The following is a 16,221-nucleotide window of genomic DNA, read 5'->3' as shown; positions in this document are numbered from 1 at the left end:
TCGCAGGCGGAGCGGGGCGAGGGCCCACCCGATTCCTGAATCAGGGTGGAAGACCGTAAGAAACCCGGGTCGTGGATTGCGTGCCCACAGAGGTGTGACCAAGGTCGGACCGTGAGCACGTCCTCCGTACCCCGGCCCGAGCCGGCCGCCCCCTCGCGTCCGCTGCGCCGGCCCTTACTGCCCCTCATCGCCCGGCACCGGATTCCCCGAGGCGCACTGCCCGCCCTGGCGCTCTTCGCGGCGGTCCGGCTCGCCGGACTCGCCGTCGTGATCGTCACCAACCACCTCACCGGACATCCCCTGGTCAGGAGCCTCGCCCACTCCTGGGACTCCCGCTGGTACCTGCACATCGCCACACACGGATACGGGCACCTCATCTGGATCAGCCAGAGCGGCGGAGTACAGGCCGACTGGGCGTTCTTCCCGCTCTATCCGGGACTCGTCCGCGCCCTGACCACGGTCCTCCCGCTCACCCCGGGCGAGGCCGCGCTGCTGATCGCCTGGACGGCCGCCGGTGCGGCCGCGTACGGCATCTACGTCCTCGGTCACCACCTGTACGGACGTGCGGTCGCCACCGCCCTGGTCGGCCTGTGGGCCGTACTGCCGCACGCCGTCGAGCTGACCATCGCCTACACCGAGTCGCTCTTCGCCGCCCTCGCCGTCTGGTCCCTGTACTGCGTGCTCAAGGGCCGCTGGCTGTGGGCCGGTTCACTGGCCGCGCTCGCGGGTCTGTCCCGGCCGACCGGGTTCGCGGTGGCGGCGGCCGTCGGTCTCGCCGCGGCGCAGGAGGTGCTGCGGCAGCGCGGCCGCGTGCCGGCGGACCTGTGGGCGGGCGCCCTCGTCGCCCCGCTGGGCTGGCTCGGCTACGTGCTCTGGGTGGGGGAGCAGACCGGTGACCTGCTCGGGGGCTACTTCCGGGTGCAGCAGGGGTGGGACTCGCGCTTCGACTTCGGGGCCGGCGCCCTGCGCTTCCTCAAGGCCCTGCTCCTGCACGGCGGCGGCTTCGTCTATCCGGCGGCCCTGATGATCGTCCTGACCGGCGTCGTGCTCTTCGGGCTGCTCTGTCTGGACCGTGCTCCGCTGGCCCTGGTGGTCTTCGCGGGAGTGCTGGTGCTGCTCGTGGTCGGCGGCTCCGGCTCGTTCTCGTCCAAGCCGCGCTTCCTGCTGCCTGTCTTCCCCCTGCTGATCCCTCCGGCGCGCGCCTTCGCCCGCGCCTGGCGGGTGCGGCCGGCCCAGGCGCTGCTCGTCGGCGGCGCCCTGGGTGTGGTGTCCCTGCTGTACGGCGCCTATGTGACCGTGGTGGCCCACTCGCCCCTGTGAGCCGCACCGCTGCGCCACTGCACCGCCCGACACGGCTGGATCCGGCGTCAGTTCAGTGAAAAGATCCTGCAGAGTCCGGACGAGAGAGGCGTGTTGATGAAGCTGCACACCCGCGAGTGGGGGACCGGAGACCGAGTCGCCGTCCTGGTGCACGGGATCATGTCCGACCACAGGACCTGGCGCCGGGTCGCACCGGCCCTGGCGGACAAGGGCTACCGGGTCGTCGGTGTGGATCTGCGCGGGCACGGCGCGAGCGGCCGGGGGGAGTACGGTGCCGAGATCTGGGCCGAAGACCTGGTGGAAACCCTGCCCAGGAAACCGGAGTTGGCGATCGGTCACTCGCTCGGTGCCATGGCGCTGGCCCTCGCAGTCGAGCGGCTGGCACCGAACCGGGCCGTGTACTGCGACCCGGCCTGGGAACTGGCCGCGAACGTCACCGCTGCCGCCTCCTTCTTCGCGGACTTCAAGAACGCGACCCGCGCGATGATCACGGGCTTCAACCCCCGGTGGGAAGAGGCCGACGTGGACGTCGAGCTGGCCACGCTCGCCGCCTGGGACCCCGCGACCGCCCACGCCCTCGCCGATGCCTACGCGGTCAGCAGGACCCCGGCGCGCCCGGTGGTGCCCTCCCTGGTGGTACTGGCCGACTCCAGCGCCCTCGTGTCCCCCGACCTCGCGGGCCGGCTGACCCGGACGGGTTTCGAGATCCGCAGCGTCCCGGGGGCCGGGCACACCCTCTACCGGGACGACTTCGACGGGTTCATGACAGCCCTGGACGGATGGATCTAGCAACGGGGCGCGCGCACGGGCGCGGTCCCGGCCGGCGCGCCGTGCTGTGCGAAGGTCCTGAATCGGGGTAGGCGTCAGACGCCCGAGGAAAGGATCGTCATGACGACCTACGTCATCACCGTGCCCGGTACCTTCACCGCGGGGGTCGGGGCCGACACCCGAGCGGTGCTGAGCCGGGCGCTCAGGCCGGTCGATCCGCACACCACGCGGATGGGCAGCAGCGAGGACCTGGACGTGCTGAGCGTCAACGAGGACAACACCTTCACCCTCCGCCTGACCGTCGAGGCGGACACCGGACCGCACGCCGAGGAGGAGGCCCGCCGGCTCGCGGACTCCGCCCTGCGCGACGCGGGGCTGGACGAGAGGACCGCACCGCTGGGCCCCGCGGTGATCACCGGCATCGATTCGGGGATCGGCTGACGGTGCCGCGGGTGACTACTCCCCCTGGGGCAGAACTATCCGATATAGGTAAAATCTAGGCATTTGCCGCGAAAGGTAACTCTCGGTCGGAAGTAATCGATGCCCCGCAAGCGCCTCACGGACGAGGGCGACGAGCTGCTGGTCAGACTCGGGTCGCTCACCGCCCAGGCACGCGAGCGCGCGGAGCAGCAGCGCACCCAGGTCGAGCTGGCCATCGCGCTGCAGCGCGGGATGCTGCCCCGGGACCTGCCCGCCGCCCCCGGCCTGCACCTGGCGGTGCGGTACACGCCCGCCACCTACGGCCTCAACGTGGGCGGCGACTGGTACGACGCGTTCGCCCTGCCCGACGGCCGTATGGGGCTGTCCATAGGCGACGTACAGGGCCACAACATCGAGGCGGCCGCCTTCATGGGCCAGGTCCGCGCAGGGCTGCGCGCCCTCGCCTCGGTCACCGGCGAGCCGGGCGAACTCCTCGGCCGGACCAACGAGCTGCTGCTCTCGCTGGGCAGCGAGCTGTTCGCCACCTGCACCTTCATGCGGCTCGACCCGGCCACGGGCGTGCTGGAGAGCGCGCGGGCCGGGCACATCCCCTTCGTCTGGGCCACGGCGGACGGAAAGTCCGGCGTCGTCGACGACGAGGGCGGGCCCCCGCTCGGCATCGACAAGGGCATGCGGTACCCGGTGACCCGGCACCGCCTGACCACCGGAGGGGTGTTCGTCCTGCTCACCGACGGTGTGGTGGAGGGTCCCTCGCTGAGCATCGAGGACGGGCTCGACCAGGTGGTGCGGCTCGCGGGCATCGCGGCCGTCGCCGGCCTGGAGGCGCACTCGCTGGCCGCAGCCGTGATCAAGTGCGCGGAGAGCGTGGGGCACGAGGACGACGCGGCCGTCCTCGTCGTGGGCCTCGACGGGCCCTGCGCCACGGGTCTGGACGGGGCCGGTGTTCAGCCATAGAGGCGGACGGACCGCCCCTCGCCTCGCCGTCGGCGGGCCATCGGTGTGAGATTGCTGTCGTGGTGGGTTTCGTGGAGCTGCGTCGGCCGGGCGGATACGCCGTCCAGGTGCTGGCCGTCGCCGCCTGCTACTACGCGGCGGGCCGGCTCGGACTCCTGCGCCGGCTCGTCGTCGAGGGCGCCGTGGTCACCCCCATCTGGCCGCCGACCGGCGTCGCCGTCGCCGCCCTGCTGGTCTTCGGCCTGGCTTGCTGGCCCGGTATCGCGATCGGGGCGTTCTTCGCCATCCTGTCCCTCACGAGCCCCAACGTCGACGTGCTCGGCTTCCTGGTCGGCAACACCGCCGCACCGGTGTGCGCGGCACTGCTGCTGCAACGGTCGGGCTTCCGCCCCGACCTCAGCCGCTTGCGCGACGGCCTCGCCCTGGTCTTCCTGGGCGCGCTCTCCGCCATGCTGATCAGTTCGACCATCGGCGTGGGCCTTCTCGTGTTCACCGACAAGCTCGCGGCCCACGGCTTCTGGGCCGTCTGGCTGGCCTGGTGGGTGGGGGACGCGATGGGCGTGCTGATCGTCACTCCGGTCCTGCTGTTGCTGTACAGGACCCGCTGGCCGCCGCCCCTGACCCGCTGGAAGGAGGCCACCGCGCTGGCCGTCGTGGCCTGCTGCGTCGTACCGCTCGCCGCCTACAGCTCGATCAGCCTGCTCTTCCTCGTCTATCCGCTCATCATCTGGGGCGCCCTGCGCTTCGAGCTGGCGGGCAGCATGCTCTGCGCGCTGATCACCTCCGTGCTGGCCACCGTCGCCGCGACAGACGGGGTGGGCGCCTTCGCCGGGCTGAGCCGGATAGAGGTCATGGCGAAACTCCAGGCCTTCAACGGTGCGATGGCCCTGACCGCGCTGCTGCTGTCGGCCGTGATAACCGAACAGCGCAACACCCGGCGGTCCGTCGAGCGGGCCTGCCAGGAACTGGTGGAGGTCCTGGAACACCTGACCGCCGGTGAGCCACCACCGCTTCGAGCGTTCCCTCCCCCCGAGAACCGGCCGCGACCCGGCGGCACCCCGGGCCCGGGGCCTGGCTGACTCCCCGCACGGGACACGGCGTGTCGAACCGTCGGCCGGGGGCACTGGGAGACGATGAGCGGTGCCGTACGGGCACAGGGCCGGGCCGACGGGACAGGGGCGCCATGGAACAGCGCGTGGCAGTGGGAAGAGGGGGCCGGGAGACCGCGGTACCCGGGCCCGACCCCGCCGATCCGACAGGGCACCCGGGCCCCGGCACCGACGTGCGCCGCAGGATCCCGCGGACCGACGCGCTCCTGCGCGAGCCCCGGCTGGCCGCGGCGGCGCACCGGCTGGGCGAGCGCGTGGTCAAGGCCGCGATCCGGCAGGCACAGCAACAGGCACGCGAGGGGACCGTCGCGCCCGAGGGCGTGGTGGACACGGCGGTCGCGCTGCTGCCCGGCACGGCCGGCGGACTGCGCCCCGTGATCAACGCCACCGGCGTACTGCTGCACACCAACCTCGGCCGGGCTCCGCTGTCGGCGGCGGCCCGCCGCGCCGTGGCGGCGGCCGCCGGACCCACGGACGTCGAACTCGACCTGGCGAGCGGAGTACGGGCCCGCCGCGGCCGCTCCGCGCTGGCCGCGCTGCGCGACCGCGTGCCCGCCGCAGCGGCCGCGCACGTCGTCAACAACGGCGCCGCCGCGCTGGTACTGGCCGCCACCGCGCTCGCGGCCGGCCGGGAGATCGTCATCAGTCGCGGGGAGATGGTGGAGATCGGGGACGGCTTCCGCCTGCCCGACCTGCTCGTCTCCACCGGCGCCCGGCTCCGCGAGGTCGGCACGACCAACCGGACCACCACCGCCGACTACGCCGACGCGCTCGGGCCCGACACCGGCTTCGTGCTGAAGGTGCACCCCTCCAACTTCCGGATCACCGGCTTCACCCGGGCCGCCGAGGTCGGCGAGCTGGCCGGGCTGGGCGTCCCCGTCGTCGTCGACATCGGCTCCGGACTGCTCGCCCCGCATCCCGCGCTGCCCGACGAACCGGACGCCGACACCCAGCTGCGCGCCGGCGCCGCCCTGGTCACCGCGAGCGGCGACAAGCTGCTCGGCGGCCCCCAGTGCGGGCTCCTGCTGGGCACGGACGACCTGATCCGCACCCTCGCCCGGCATCCACTGGCCCGCGCGCTGCGCGTCGACAAGCTCACCCTGGCCGCCCTGGAGGCCACGCTCACCGGACCGCCCGCCCCGACCGAGGCCGCCCTCGCCGCCGACCCGGCCGGGCTCAGGCAACGCGCCGACGGCCTCGCCACCGCCCTCACGGCCGACGGCATGGACGCCCGTGCCGTCACCAGCGCCGCCACCGTCGGCGGGGGAGGGGCCCCCGGCGTCACGCTGCCCAGCGCCGCGCTGTCCCTGCCCGCGTCCTACGCCGCCGCCCTGCGTACCGGCCGGATGCCCGTCGTCGGCCGGCTGGAGGCGGGGCGCTGCCTGCTCGACCTGCGAGCCGTGCCGCCCGAGGACGACGAGCGGCTGGCCGAGGCCGTCCGGACGGCCCGCCCGGCCGCGGAAGGGTAGGCGCCATGCGGGTCCTCGCCACCGCCGGCCACGTCGACCACGGCAAGTCCGCCCTGGTGCGGGCGCTCACCGGCATGGAGCCCGACCGCTACGAGGAGGAGCGCCGCCGGGGCCTCACCCTCGACCTCGGCTTCGTCTGGACCGGACTCGGCCCGGACGGCGAACACCTCGCCTTCGTGGACGTACCGGGGCACGAGCGGTTCGTCGCCACCATGCTGGCCGGCGTCGGGCCGGTCCCCGCGGTGCTGTTCGTGGTCGCCGCCGACCAGGGCTGGCAGCCCCAGTCCGAGGAACACCTGGCCATCCTGGACGCCCTCGGCGTGCGGCACGCCGTCCTCGCGGTGACCCGCAGCGACCTGGCCGACCCCGAACCCGTACGCGCCGCCGCCGTCGAACGCCTGGCCGCCACCTCGCTGGGCAAGGTGCCGTCCGTCGCGGTGAGCGCCGTCACCGGCCGGGGTCTGGACGAACTGCGTCGCGAACTCGGGCTGCTCGCCGACCGATTGCCCGCCCCGGACACCGAAGCCGACGTACGGCTGTGGCTCGACCGGGCGTTCACCGTGCGCGGCCACGGCACCGTGGTGACCGGCACTCTCGGCGCCGGCACCCTGCGCGTCGGCGACCGGCTGGTCACCGGCGACGGGCCGGAACCCCTGCGGGTGCGCGGGCTGCAGAGCCTGCACGAGGAGCGGACGGAGGTCGGCGGGGTGGCCCGGGTGGCCGTCAACGTGCACGGACCGGGGGACAGCCGCCTGCGGCGCGGCCAGGTGCTGCTCACCCCGGACCGCTGGCTGCTCACCGAGCTGATCGACGTCCGGGTCACCGGGGAGCCGGCCGCCGACCTGCCCCGCTCGGTCACCCTGCACATCGGCACGGCTGCCGTCCCGGTGACCGTCCGCCCGCTCGGCGAGGACACCGCGCGGCTCACCCTGAACCGGGCGCTGCCCCTGCGGATCGGCGACCGCGCGGTGCTGCGCGAGCCCGGCGGCAGCCGCACGCCCTGCGGCGTCACCGTCCTCGACGTACGGCCGCCCCGGCTCACCCGGCGCGGCGCCGGCCGGGCCCGCGCGGCCGAGCTGGCCGCCATGACCGGCCGCCCCGACGGCGCCGCCGAGCTGCGCCGGCGCAGACTGATCCGGCGGGCCGACCTGCTCGCCATGGGCGCCGCGCCCCCGGCCGCACCCGTCGCCGGGGACTGGCTGGCCGACGAGACGTACTGGACGGGCCTGCGGGACCGGCTGGCCGGCGAGGCCGACCGGCACGCCCGTGACCACCCGCTGGAACCCGGCCTGCCCGCCGAGGCGGCCCGCCGTCTGCTGGGCCTCCCCGACCGCGCCCTGGTGGACGCGCTCGCCCGGAGCGCTCCTCGACTGCGCAGCCGACAGGGCCGGTTGTACCCGAAGGACACCCTCCGGCCCACCCTGCCCCCGCCCGTCCAGGCGGCCGTGGACGCCGTACGCCGCGACCTGGCGCGTACGCCGTTCCGGGCGCCCGAGGCCGACCGTCTGACCCGACTGGGGCTCACCCGCAAGGCGTTGGCCGCCGCCGTGTCCGCCGGTGCCCTGCTGCGCATCGCCGACGGCATCGTCCTGCTGCCCGGCGCGGACACCGAGGCCGCCGCCGTACTGCGCGGGCTGCCGCAGCCGTTCACGCTCAGCGAGGCACGGCGGGCGCTGGACACCACCCGCCGGGTGGCCGTACCGCTGCTGGAGCACCTCGACGCCCAGGGGTACACGGAACGCGTCGACGACCAGCGCCGCCGCTGCCGGCCCGAGCCGGGGAGCGGAGGCGGACGGGAATCGAACCCGCCTGCCCGAGATCCTCGGGCACCTCGGTTTTGAAGACCGGGAGGGCCACCAGGCACCCACACGCCTCCACCGCTCGCCCAGGCTAGTGCCCCAGGAGACACGTATGACACCGACCCGCGAGGCGTCCGTACGCCTCACACAGTTCGCCCACGGGGGCGGCTGCGCCTGCAAGATCCCGCCCGGTGAACTGGAGGAGGTGGTCAGCGGCCTCGGCGCGCCACTGCCCGGCGGCGACACCCCGCTGCTGGTGGGACTCGCCACCGGTGACGACGCGGCCGTCGTCACGCTCCCCGGGCAGACGGGCACGGCCCTCGTCTGCACCGCCGACTTCTTCACGCCCGTCGTCGACGATCCCTACGACTGGGGGCGCATCGCCGCCGCCAACGCCCTCTCCGACGTGTACGCGATGGGCGGCCGGCCCGTCCTCGCGGTCAACCTGCTCGCCTGGCCCCGCGACCGGCTCCCCTTCGAGCTGGCCCGCGAGGTGCTGCGCGGCGGCCTCGACATCGCCACCGAGGCGGGCTGCCACGTCGGCGGCGGGCACAGCGTGGACGACCCGGAACCGAAGTACGGCATGGCCGTCACCGGCCTCGCCGATCCCGGACGGCTGCTGCGCAACGACGCGGGCCGGCCCGGTGTGCCGCTGTCGCTGACCAAGCCGCTCGGCCTCGGTGTGCTGAACAACCGGCACAAGGCCACGGGGGAGCGCTTCGAGCAGGCCATCGCCGCGATGACGGCCCTCAACCGCGACGCCTCCGCCGCCGCCCTGGCCGGCGGGGCCAACTGCGCCACGGACGTCACCGGCTTCGGCCTCCTCGGCCATCTGCACAAGCTCGCCCGGGCGTCGGACGTGACCGCCGTGGTCGACACCGCCGCCGTGCCCTACCTGGACGGCGCCCGGGAGGCCGTACGGGACGGGTACGTCAGCGGCGGCACCCGGCGCAACCTGGAGTGGGTCGCGCCCTTCACCGACTTCGGGAGCACGGACGCGGACACCCGCCTGCTGCTGGCCGACGCCCAGACCTCGGGCGGGCTCCTCGTGGCCGGAGAGGTGCCCGGGGCGCCGGTGGTCGGGGAACTCGTGCCGCGCGGCGCCCACTCGATCGTGCTCCGCTAGGGCCCCTCTTTCGGATCTTGCCGGGGGCGCGGGGTCTGGCACGCGCATCCGCCGCGTTGTCGTCGGTTGCCGACTCCCCCACGCTCGGCTTCACTCGCACGGGGGCACCCCCATCGCGTCGACGCCCTCCTCCGCCTTGCAGCTGCACCCACCAGACCCCGCTCGGGCCGGACACAAGGCGCCGCCGCTCCGAGCCGGCCGGATCCGAAAGAAAGGCCCTGAGCCGGGTCAGGGCTCGGTTCCGGTCGTCGCGTCGATGCCCGCCCGTGCCCGGTACGCCCGCACCAGTTCCAGCGACGCCGGGCCCCGGGGCCGGCGGCCCGGACGGATGTCGACGGCGAACGCCTTCGTCTCCTGGATGTGGGTGTTCGGGTCCAGGGACAGGTGCATCAGCTCGTTGGCCGCGTCACCGGTGCTGTAGCCGTTCGGGCCCCAGTGGTACGGCAGGCCCACCTGGTGCAGGGTCCGCCCCTGCACCCTCAGCGGAGCCATCCGGTCGGTGACCAGCACCCGCGCCTCGATCACCGCACGAGCGCTGACGATCGTCGCCCAGCCCGTGTGCTCCAGGCCCCGCTCGGCCGCCAGCTCCGGCGACACCTCGCAGAAGAACTCCGGCTGCAGTTCCGCGAGGTACGGCTGCCAGCGGGACATGCCGCCCGCGGTGTGGTGCTCGGTGAGCCGGTAGGTGGTGGCCACGTACGGGAAAACCTCCGAGCCGGGTTCGGTGCCACTCGGCTGATAGCGGTTGTCGGGTCGCGAGGGGATCAACTGCCGTACAGGGTTGCGCTGTTGTGTGTACAGCAGGTTCGGGAACGGCGAGTCCTGGGGCTCGTAGTGCGTGGGCAGCGGTCCGTCCGTGAGCCCGGACGGCACGTACAGCCAGGCCTTGCCGTCGGCCTGCATGATGAACGGGTCGCGGCCGGACAGGGCCTCCGGGCCCGTCGCGTCCTCCGGTGGCTGGTGATCGGGCGCCTTGTCCTTCTTGAAGTCGGGCACGTCGTGCCCGGACCACTCGCCGCGCTCACCCTTGTCCGGGTCCCACCACACCAGCGCCTTCCGCTCGCTCCACGGCCTGCCCTCCGGGTCCGCCGAGGCGCGGTTATACAGGATGCGGCGGTTGGCCGGCCAGGCCCACGCCCACTCGGCCGCCACCCAGTCCTGCTCCGCTCCCGGCTTGCGGCGGGCTGCCTGGTTGACGCCGTCGGCGTAGACACCGCAGTAGATCCAGCAGCCGCACGTCGTGGAGCCGTCGGCTTCCAGCTGTTCGTAGGAGGAGAGCGGACCGCCGTCGGCGCCGCGGCCGTTGATCTCGGCCAGCACGGCCTCCGCGTCCGGTTCCGCGTGCTCGCCCTTCGTCGGGTAGTCCCAGGCGAGGTCGAGGACCGGCCGGTCCATCTCGTCACCGGACCCGGCCAGCTTCTCCCGGATGATCCGCCCGAGGTGGTAGGTGAACCACAGGTCGCTGCGCGCCTCCCCGGGCGGCTCGACCGCCTGGTGGTGCCACTGCAGCAGCCGCTGGGTGTTGGTGAAGCTGCCCTCCTTCTCGGTGTGCGCGGCGGCCGGCAGGAAGAACACCTCGGTGCGGACGTCCTCCGTGCGCAGCTCGCCGGTCTCGATCTCGGGGCCGTCCTTCCACCAGGTCGCCGACTCGATCAGGGAGAAGTCCCGGACCACCAGCCAGTCCAGGTTGGCCATGCCGAGGCGCATCAGCTTGGAGTTGGCGTTGCCGACCGCAGGGTTCTCGCCGACGAGGAAGTAGCCCTTGCAGACGCCCTCCAGCTGGGCCATCGCCGTCTCGTACGCGGAGTGCGAGCCGGTCAGCCGGGGCAGGTAGTCGAAGCAGAAGTCGTTCTCCGCCGTCGCCGCCTCACCCCAGTACGCCTTGAGCAGGCTCACCAGATAGGCGCGCATGTTGCCCCAGTAGCCCTTGCGGGCCGCCTCGGCCCGTACGAAGGCGTCCAGGTCCTGGTTCTGGTGGGCGTGCGGCATCGGGATGTAGCCCGGCAGCAGGTTGAACAGCGTCGGGATGTCCGTCGAGCCCTGGATGGACGCGTGCCCGCGCAGCGCCAGGATGCCGCCGCCCGGACGGCCGATGTTGCCGAGCAGCGTCTGCAGCACGGCGGCCGCCCTGATGTACTGCACGCCCACCGTGTGCTGCGTCCAGCCCACCGCGTACGCGAACGCCGTGGTCCGGTCGCGCCCGGAGTTCTCCGTCACCAGCTCGCACACCTGACGGAACAGCTCCTGCGGCACCCCGCAGGTCTCCTCCACGACTTCGGGCGTGTAGCGGTCGTAGTGCCGCTTGAGCACCTGGAAGACGCAGCGCGGATGGGTGAGCGTCTCGTCCCGCTCCGGCTCGCCCTCCCCGATGTCCGCGCCGCCCGAGCCGTGGGCCTCGCCCCGCGCGGCCTCGGTCACCGTGCTGCCGCCCCCGGTGCGCTCCTCGTACTCCAGGTCGCGCTCGCCCGAGGCCGCCTGCATCTCGGTGCCCTCGTACTGCCAGCCGGCGTTGTCGTAGCTGCGCGTGTCGGGATCCAGGCCGGAGAAGACGCCGTCCAGGTCCTCGGTGTCGCGGAAGTCCTCCCGGAGGATCACCGAAGCGTTGGTGTAAGCCACCACGTAGTCACGGAAGTACTTCTCCCGCTGCAGGACGTAGCGGACGATCCCGCCGAGGAAGGCGATGTCCGAGCCCGCGCGCAGCGGCACGTGCACGTCGGCGAGCGCGCTGGTGCGGGTGAACCGCGGATCGACGTGGATCACCTTCGCACCGCGGGCCTTGGCCTCCATCACCCACTGGAACCCGACCGGATGGCACTCGGCCATGTTCGAGCCCTGGATGACGACGCAGTCGGCGTTCTGCAGGTCCTGCTGGAAGGTGGTCGCGCCGCCCCGTCCGAACGAGGTTCCCAGACCGGGAACGGTGGAGGAGTGTCAAACGCGCGCCTGGTTCTCGATCTGGATCGCCCCCAGCGCCGTGAACAGCTTCTTGATCAGGTAGTTCTCTTCGTTGTCGAGCGTCGCCCCGCCCAGGCTCGCGATGCCGAGCGTGCGCCGGGTGCGGGTTTCGTCGACCTCCCACTCCCAGCCGGCCCGGCGCGCCTCGATCACCCGGTCGGCGATCATGTCCATCGCCGTGTCGAGGTCCAGGCGCTCCCACCCGCTGCCGTGCGGCCTGCGGTACAGGACGTGGTGCTCGCGGGCGTCCCCGGTGGTCAGCTGGAGGCTGGCCGCGCCCTTGGGGCACAGACGGCCGCGCGAGATCGGGGAGTCGGGGTCGCCCTCGATCTGTGTGACCTCGCCGTTTTTGACGTACACGTTCTGCCCGCAGCCCACCGCGCAGTACGGGCAGACGGACTTCACCACCCGGTCGGCCGTGGCGACCCGGGGCTCGAGCCGCGCGGTGCGCCCGCTCCTGGCGGCGGCTCCCCGGCCCAGCGGGTCCGTCCCCGTCAGCTGGCGGTAGACCGGCCAGGAGTCGATCCAGGTACGTACGCCCACGCCTCGCTCCTCCCGTCCGGCCTCTCGAGCCTCACGCCACGGCGCGACCAGGGCACCTCCCCGGCTCCGGTGAGGCGCGGAGTACCCCCGCCCGGACCGGCCAAACTGCCCGGGCGGGTGCCGGTGACGCCGGGACTCCGGGTGCGCCCCCACCGAGGGCACCCGGCGGGCCGTCCCTCAATGCCCGCGCGCCCTCAGCCGCTCCCGCTGCGGTACGACCGTGTACTTCGGGTCCTCGGCCGAGGCCACCCCGGCGTGGAACACGCCGAAGCGCAGGGCCGCCGAACCGGAGAGCAGCGCGGCACCGGCCACCGCGGCCGGCCGCCGGTCGCGCAGCCGACCCGACAGGACCGCCAGCGCGGCACCGCCCGCCGTCAGCGCCTCCGCCGCTCGCAGCAGCCTGCGCGGCCTGCCCTCCTCATAGGGCTCGGCGGACAGACCCATGCGCCGCTTCATCATCCGGAAGGCGCCCAGCTCCAGCGCGGCGCCGAACACGGCCATGCGGCGCGCCGGACCCGCCTGGCCGGCCGGGGCGGCGGCCAGCGCCAGCCCGGCCGCCGCGGTGGCACCTGAGCCCGCGAAGACGAACGGCAGCTCCCGGTACCCCTCGTGCCAGGAGGGCACCGCCGTGTCCGAGATCAGCACCGCCGTATAGGTCGCCACCGCCGGGCCGAGGACCGCGGCGCCCGCCGTGGCGGCCGAGCCCAGGAACCGAGCACGGCCCGCGACATCCGTGGCCGCGGCGGCCAGCGTCAGCGGGGCGTACCCCGCCAGCAGCCAGGAGCCCACGCTCATCGGCGAGGTGGGCTTGAGGACCCGTAGCATGTTCAGGAAGCGGGCCGGGCGGCCCAGGTCGTGGACGAGCGCGGCCAGGGAGAGGGATATCGCCCCGGCGGCGCCCAGCTTCGCCGGGCGGGCCAGCGCCGGCCGCCCGGTGAGATCGGCTCCGGCCGCCAGCAGCGAGGAAGCCCCCGCCAGTCCGCCGAGGTACAGGTACCCGGCGATGTCCAGGGGCTTCCACGTCGGCTTGTTCAGCACCGGCCTGCCGTAGTACGACGAGAACTCCGCGTCCGGGACCATCGGTTGCTCGCCCCGGCCGCGCCGGCGCCGGCGACGCCCGGCACCCGCTCCCGTGGGCGCCTCGCGTCCCGGCCGCTCGCCCTCGACGCCGCCCCGGGTGACGTCCGATCCGCTCGCCGCGGCCCGCTTGTCCCCCTTCTTAGGCTCCTTCGGCTTCTTCGGCTTCTTCGGGTCTCCGCTCATCGAGGCCTCCTCGCGAAGCCGGCGACGGCCAGCGCGCCGAGTGTGACGGCGGCCAGCGCCGCGTGCCGCCACATGGCGGGCAGGTCCCGGGTGGTGACGACCGGGTCCGGGGGCAGGCCGTAGACCTCCGGCTCGTCCAGCAGCAGGAAGAACGCCCCGTCCCCGCCGACCCCGTCCCGCGGGTTCTCGCCGTAGAGCCGGGCGTCGGTCACCCCGGACGCGTGCAGCTGAGCCACCCGCGTCGCAGCCCGCTCGCGCAGCTCCTGAAGGGGACCGAACTGGATGGAGTCCGTCGGGCAGGACTTGGCGCAGGCCGGCTCCATGCCGACACCCAGCCGGTCGTAGCACAGGGTGCACTTCCACACCCGGCCGTCGTCCTCGCGCTGGTCGATGACACCGTACGGGCAGGCCGGCACGCAGTAGCCGCAGCCGTTGCAGACGTCCTCCTGGACGACGACCGTGCCGAACTCGGTGCGGAACAGCGCACCCGTGGGACACACGTCCAGGCAGGCCGCGTGCGTGCAGTGCTTGCACACGTCCGACGACATCAGCCAGCGCAGCTCGGTACGGCCGTCGGGGGACACCGGCGAGATCTCCCCGGCCGGGGCTCCCGCCGGGGCCGCGCCGGGCGGGGGAGCGGTGGCGCCCGGGCCGGGCGAGGCCGCGTCGGTGCCGAGGCGGGAGGCCGCGGCGAACACGTCGATGTCCTCCGGGTCCTCGTGATCCCCGTAGCCCTCGGGGGCCTCGTGGCCGACCCCGGGCTCCTGTCCGCCGAGCGGCTTGCGCTGCTCGACGAAGGCCACATGGCGCCAGGTGTCGGCGCCGAGCCCCTGCGTGTTGTCGTAGGACATGCCGGTCAGCTCCAGCCCGTCCTCCGGAATGGCGTTCCACTCCTTGCAGGCCACCTCGCAGGCCTTGCAGCCGATGCACACGGAGGTGTCGGTGAAGAAGCCCATCCTGGGCGGGGCGTCCGGGTAGCCGGCGGCACCCGCCACGTCCGGCTGCGGACCGTACAGCAGACTGCCGAGGCCTACCTCGGCCTTCTGGTCCCCGCTCATGCCGCACCCACCTCACTCACGACTCGTCGCCCTCCTCGGGTACCTCGCCCGGCGGGTGACCGGTTCGAACCTGGCACGGGTGCCCTCGCTCCGCTCGCCCGAAACGGTCCGCGGGCCGGGCCCGCGCCGCCCGGACCGCCGCCGTACGGTGACGGGGCACGAGGTGTTCGAACTCGCCCGTGTACCCCGGCTCATGGACTCCACACCCGCGGCGTCTCCTCATCGCCCGAGGGTGGTCCATGGCTTTGTCCGCGGTCGTGAAAGTGGGTTAGCCTGCCCCGTATTTCTCAGCACGCAAATCCGTGAACTGCGGAAATGCACTGATTCTTCTGCCGGGTCAGGCCGTGTGCCCGGCTGTGGTTCCGAGCCCTCCGCGCGAGGGCTCCTGGGGAGCGGAACGAGGGTGCGCATGGCCGGCAGGACGACCGGGACGACCGGGACGACCGAAGCGGTCCCGGGTGAACAGGAACTGAGAAGACTCCTCGCGGGGCTGACCGCCGTACGCGACGGGGACTTCGGCACGCGACTGCCCGACGACGCCGGCGGGCTGATGGGGGACATCGCCACCGTCTTCAACGGCATGGTGGACCAGTTGTCGGTGTTCACCTCCGAAGTGACCCGAGTGGCCCGCGAGGTGGGCACCGAGGGCACCCTCGGCGGCCAGGCGGAGGTACCGGGGGTCTCCGGCACCTGGGCCGACCTCACCGACTCCGTCAACGCCATGGCGGGCAACCTCACCACCCAGGTGCGCGACATCGCGCAGGTCGCCACCGCCGTGGCCAAGGGCGACCTGTCGCAGAAGATCGACGTGCCCGCGCGCGGCGAGATCCTGCAGCTGAAGGAGACCGTCAACACGATGGTCGACCAGCTGTCGGCGTTCGCGGACGAGGTGACCCGCGTCGCCCGCGAGGTCGGCACCGAGGGGCGCCTCGGCGGCCAGGCGCAGGTCCCCGGAGTCGCCGGTGTCTGGCGCGACCTGACGGACTCGGTCAACTTCATGGCCGGGAACCTGACCGCTCAGGTGCGCAACGTCGCCCAGGTGACGACGGCGGTGGCGCAGGGGGATCTGTCGCAGAAGATCACGGTGGACGCGCGGGGCGAGATCCTGGAGCTGAAGAACACCATCAACACGATGGTGGACCAGCTGTCGGCGTTCGCGGACGAGGTGACCCGCGTCGCCCGCGAGGTGGGGACCGAGGGGCGCCTCGGCGGCCAGGCGGACGTCAAGGGAGTGAAGGGCACCTGGCGCGACCTGACGGACTCGGTCAACTTCATGGCCGGGAACCTGACCGCTCAGGTGCGCAACGTCGCCCAGGTGGCCACGGCGGTGGCGCAGGGGGATCTGTCGCAGAAGATCACGGTGGACGCGCGGGGCGAGATCCTGGAGCTGAAGAACACCATCAACACGATGGTGGA

At 73.3% G+C, this 16,221-nt stretch carries 11 protein-coding genes, 1 tRNA gene and 1 pseudogene; 9 read left to right on the top strand and 4 right to left on the bottom strand.

All coding sequences use genetic code 11. The annotated features are described in order from the left end of the window. The first annotated feature begins 111 nt into the window (after positions 1–111). From AC07CM_RS29205 to AC07CM_RS29175, 7 genes and pseudogenes are all read left to right on the top strand, one after another. Positions 112–1,320, top strand: a complete 1,209-nt coding sequence (locus tag AC07CM_RS29205; protein WP_478879431.1) for a hypothetical protein — start codon at positions 112–114, stop codon at positions 1,318–1,320. Positions 1,321–1,416: 96 nt separating this feature from the next. Further along, on the top strand, positions 1,417–2,109 hold the full coding sequence (locus AC07CM_RS29200; protein WP_478879430.1) for an alpha/beta fold hydrolase: 693 nt from the start codon (positions 1,417–1,419) through the stop codon (positions 2,107–2,109). Positions 2,110–2,208: 99 nt separating this feature from the next. Beyond that, positions 2,209–2,529 (top strand): hypothetical protein, encoded by a 321-nt coding sequence (locus AC07CM_RS29195; protein ID WP_478879429.1) that lies wholly within the window; start codon positions 2,209–2,211, stop codon positions 2,527–2,529. Between the two features lie 99 nt (positions 2,530–2,628). Next, entirely contained in the window at positions 2,629–3,483 is an 855-nt protein-coding gene (locus AC07CM_RS29190) for a PP2C family protein-serine/threonine phosphatase (protein ID WP_478879428.1), read from the top strand. A 59-nt stretch (positions 3,484–3,542) separates the two neighbouring features. Beyond that, complete coding sequence (locus AC07CM_RS29185; RefSeq protein WP_478879427.1) at positions 3,543–4,562, top strand: MASE1 domain-containing protein; 1,020 nt, start codon at positions 3,543–3,545, stop codon at positions 4,560–4,562. Positions 4,563–4,678: 116 nt separating this feature from the next. Further along, the gene (gene selA, locus AC07CM_RS29180) at positions 4,679–6,061 is read left to right on the top strand and encodes an L-seryl-tRNA(Sec) selenium transferase (protein ID WP_478879426.1); all 1,383 of its coding nucleotides are present in this window, start codon (positions 4,679–4,681) and stop codon (positions 6,059–6,061) included. Between the two features lie 5 nt (positions 6,062–6,066). Then, positions 6,067–7,761: pseudogene (locus AC07CM_RS29175) on the top strand (GTP-binding protein); the annotation flags it as partial. An 83-nt stretch (positions 7,762–7,844) separates the two neighbouring features. Here the strand turns inward: AC07CM_RS29175 and AC07CM_RS29170 are convergent. Beyond that, positions 7,845–7,937: transfer RNA gene (locus tag AC07CM_RS29170), tRNA-Sec, on the bottom strand. 35 nt (positions 7,938–7,972) lie between these two features. Between AC07CM_RS29170 and selD the strand changes: the two genes are divergently transcribed. Further along, a complete protein-coding gene (gene selD / locus AC07CM_RS29165) occupies positions 7,973–8,986 on the top strand; it encodes a selenide, water dikinase SelD (protein WP_478879425.1) in 1,014 nt (337 codons plus the stop codon). A 228-nt stretch (positions 8,987–9,214) separates the two neighbouring features. Here selD and fdh read toward each other — a convergent pair whose 3' ends face one another. The 3 genes from fdh to AC07CM_RS29150 form a co-directional block, all read right to left on the bottom strand. After that, complete coding sequence (fdh, locus tag AC07CM_RS29160; protein WP_478879424.1) at positions 9,215–12,484, bottom strand: formate dehydrogenase; 3,270 nt, start codon at positions 12,482–12,484, stop codon at positions 9,215–9,217. Positions 12,485–12,661: 177 nt separating this feature from the next. Then, positions 12,662–13,564, bottom strand: coding sequence for an NrfD/PsrC family molybdoenzyme membrane anchor subunit (nrfD, locus tag AC07CM_RS29155; RefSeq protein WP_478879546.1), 903 nt, complete (start codon positions 13,562–13,564; stop codon positions 12,662–12,664). Between the two features lie 179 nt (positions 13,565–13,743). Further along, on the bottom strand, positions 13,744–14,805 hold the full coding sequence (locus tag AC07CM_RS29150) for a 4Fe-4S dicluster domain-containing protein (protein ID WP_478879423.1): 1,062 nt from the start codon (positions 14,803–14,805) through the stop codon (positions 13,744–13,746). A 409-nt stretch (positions 14,806–15,214) separates the two neighbouring features. Between AC07CM_RS29150 and AC07CM_RS29145 the strand changes: the two genes are divergently transcribed. After that, positions 15,215–16,221, top strand: a 1,007-nt coding sequence (locus AC07CM_RS29145) for a HAMP domain-containing protein (protein ID WP_478879422.1), incomplete at its 3' end; no start/stop codon positions are given.

This window comes from Streptomyces sp. NPDC044061, from assembly GCF_056434305.1.
Note: the sequence above shows the minus strand (reverse complement) of the source record. Positions and strands in the feature narration are given on the sequence as shown.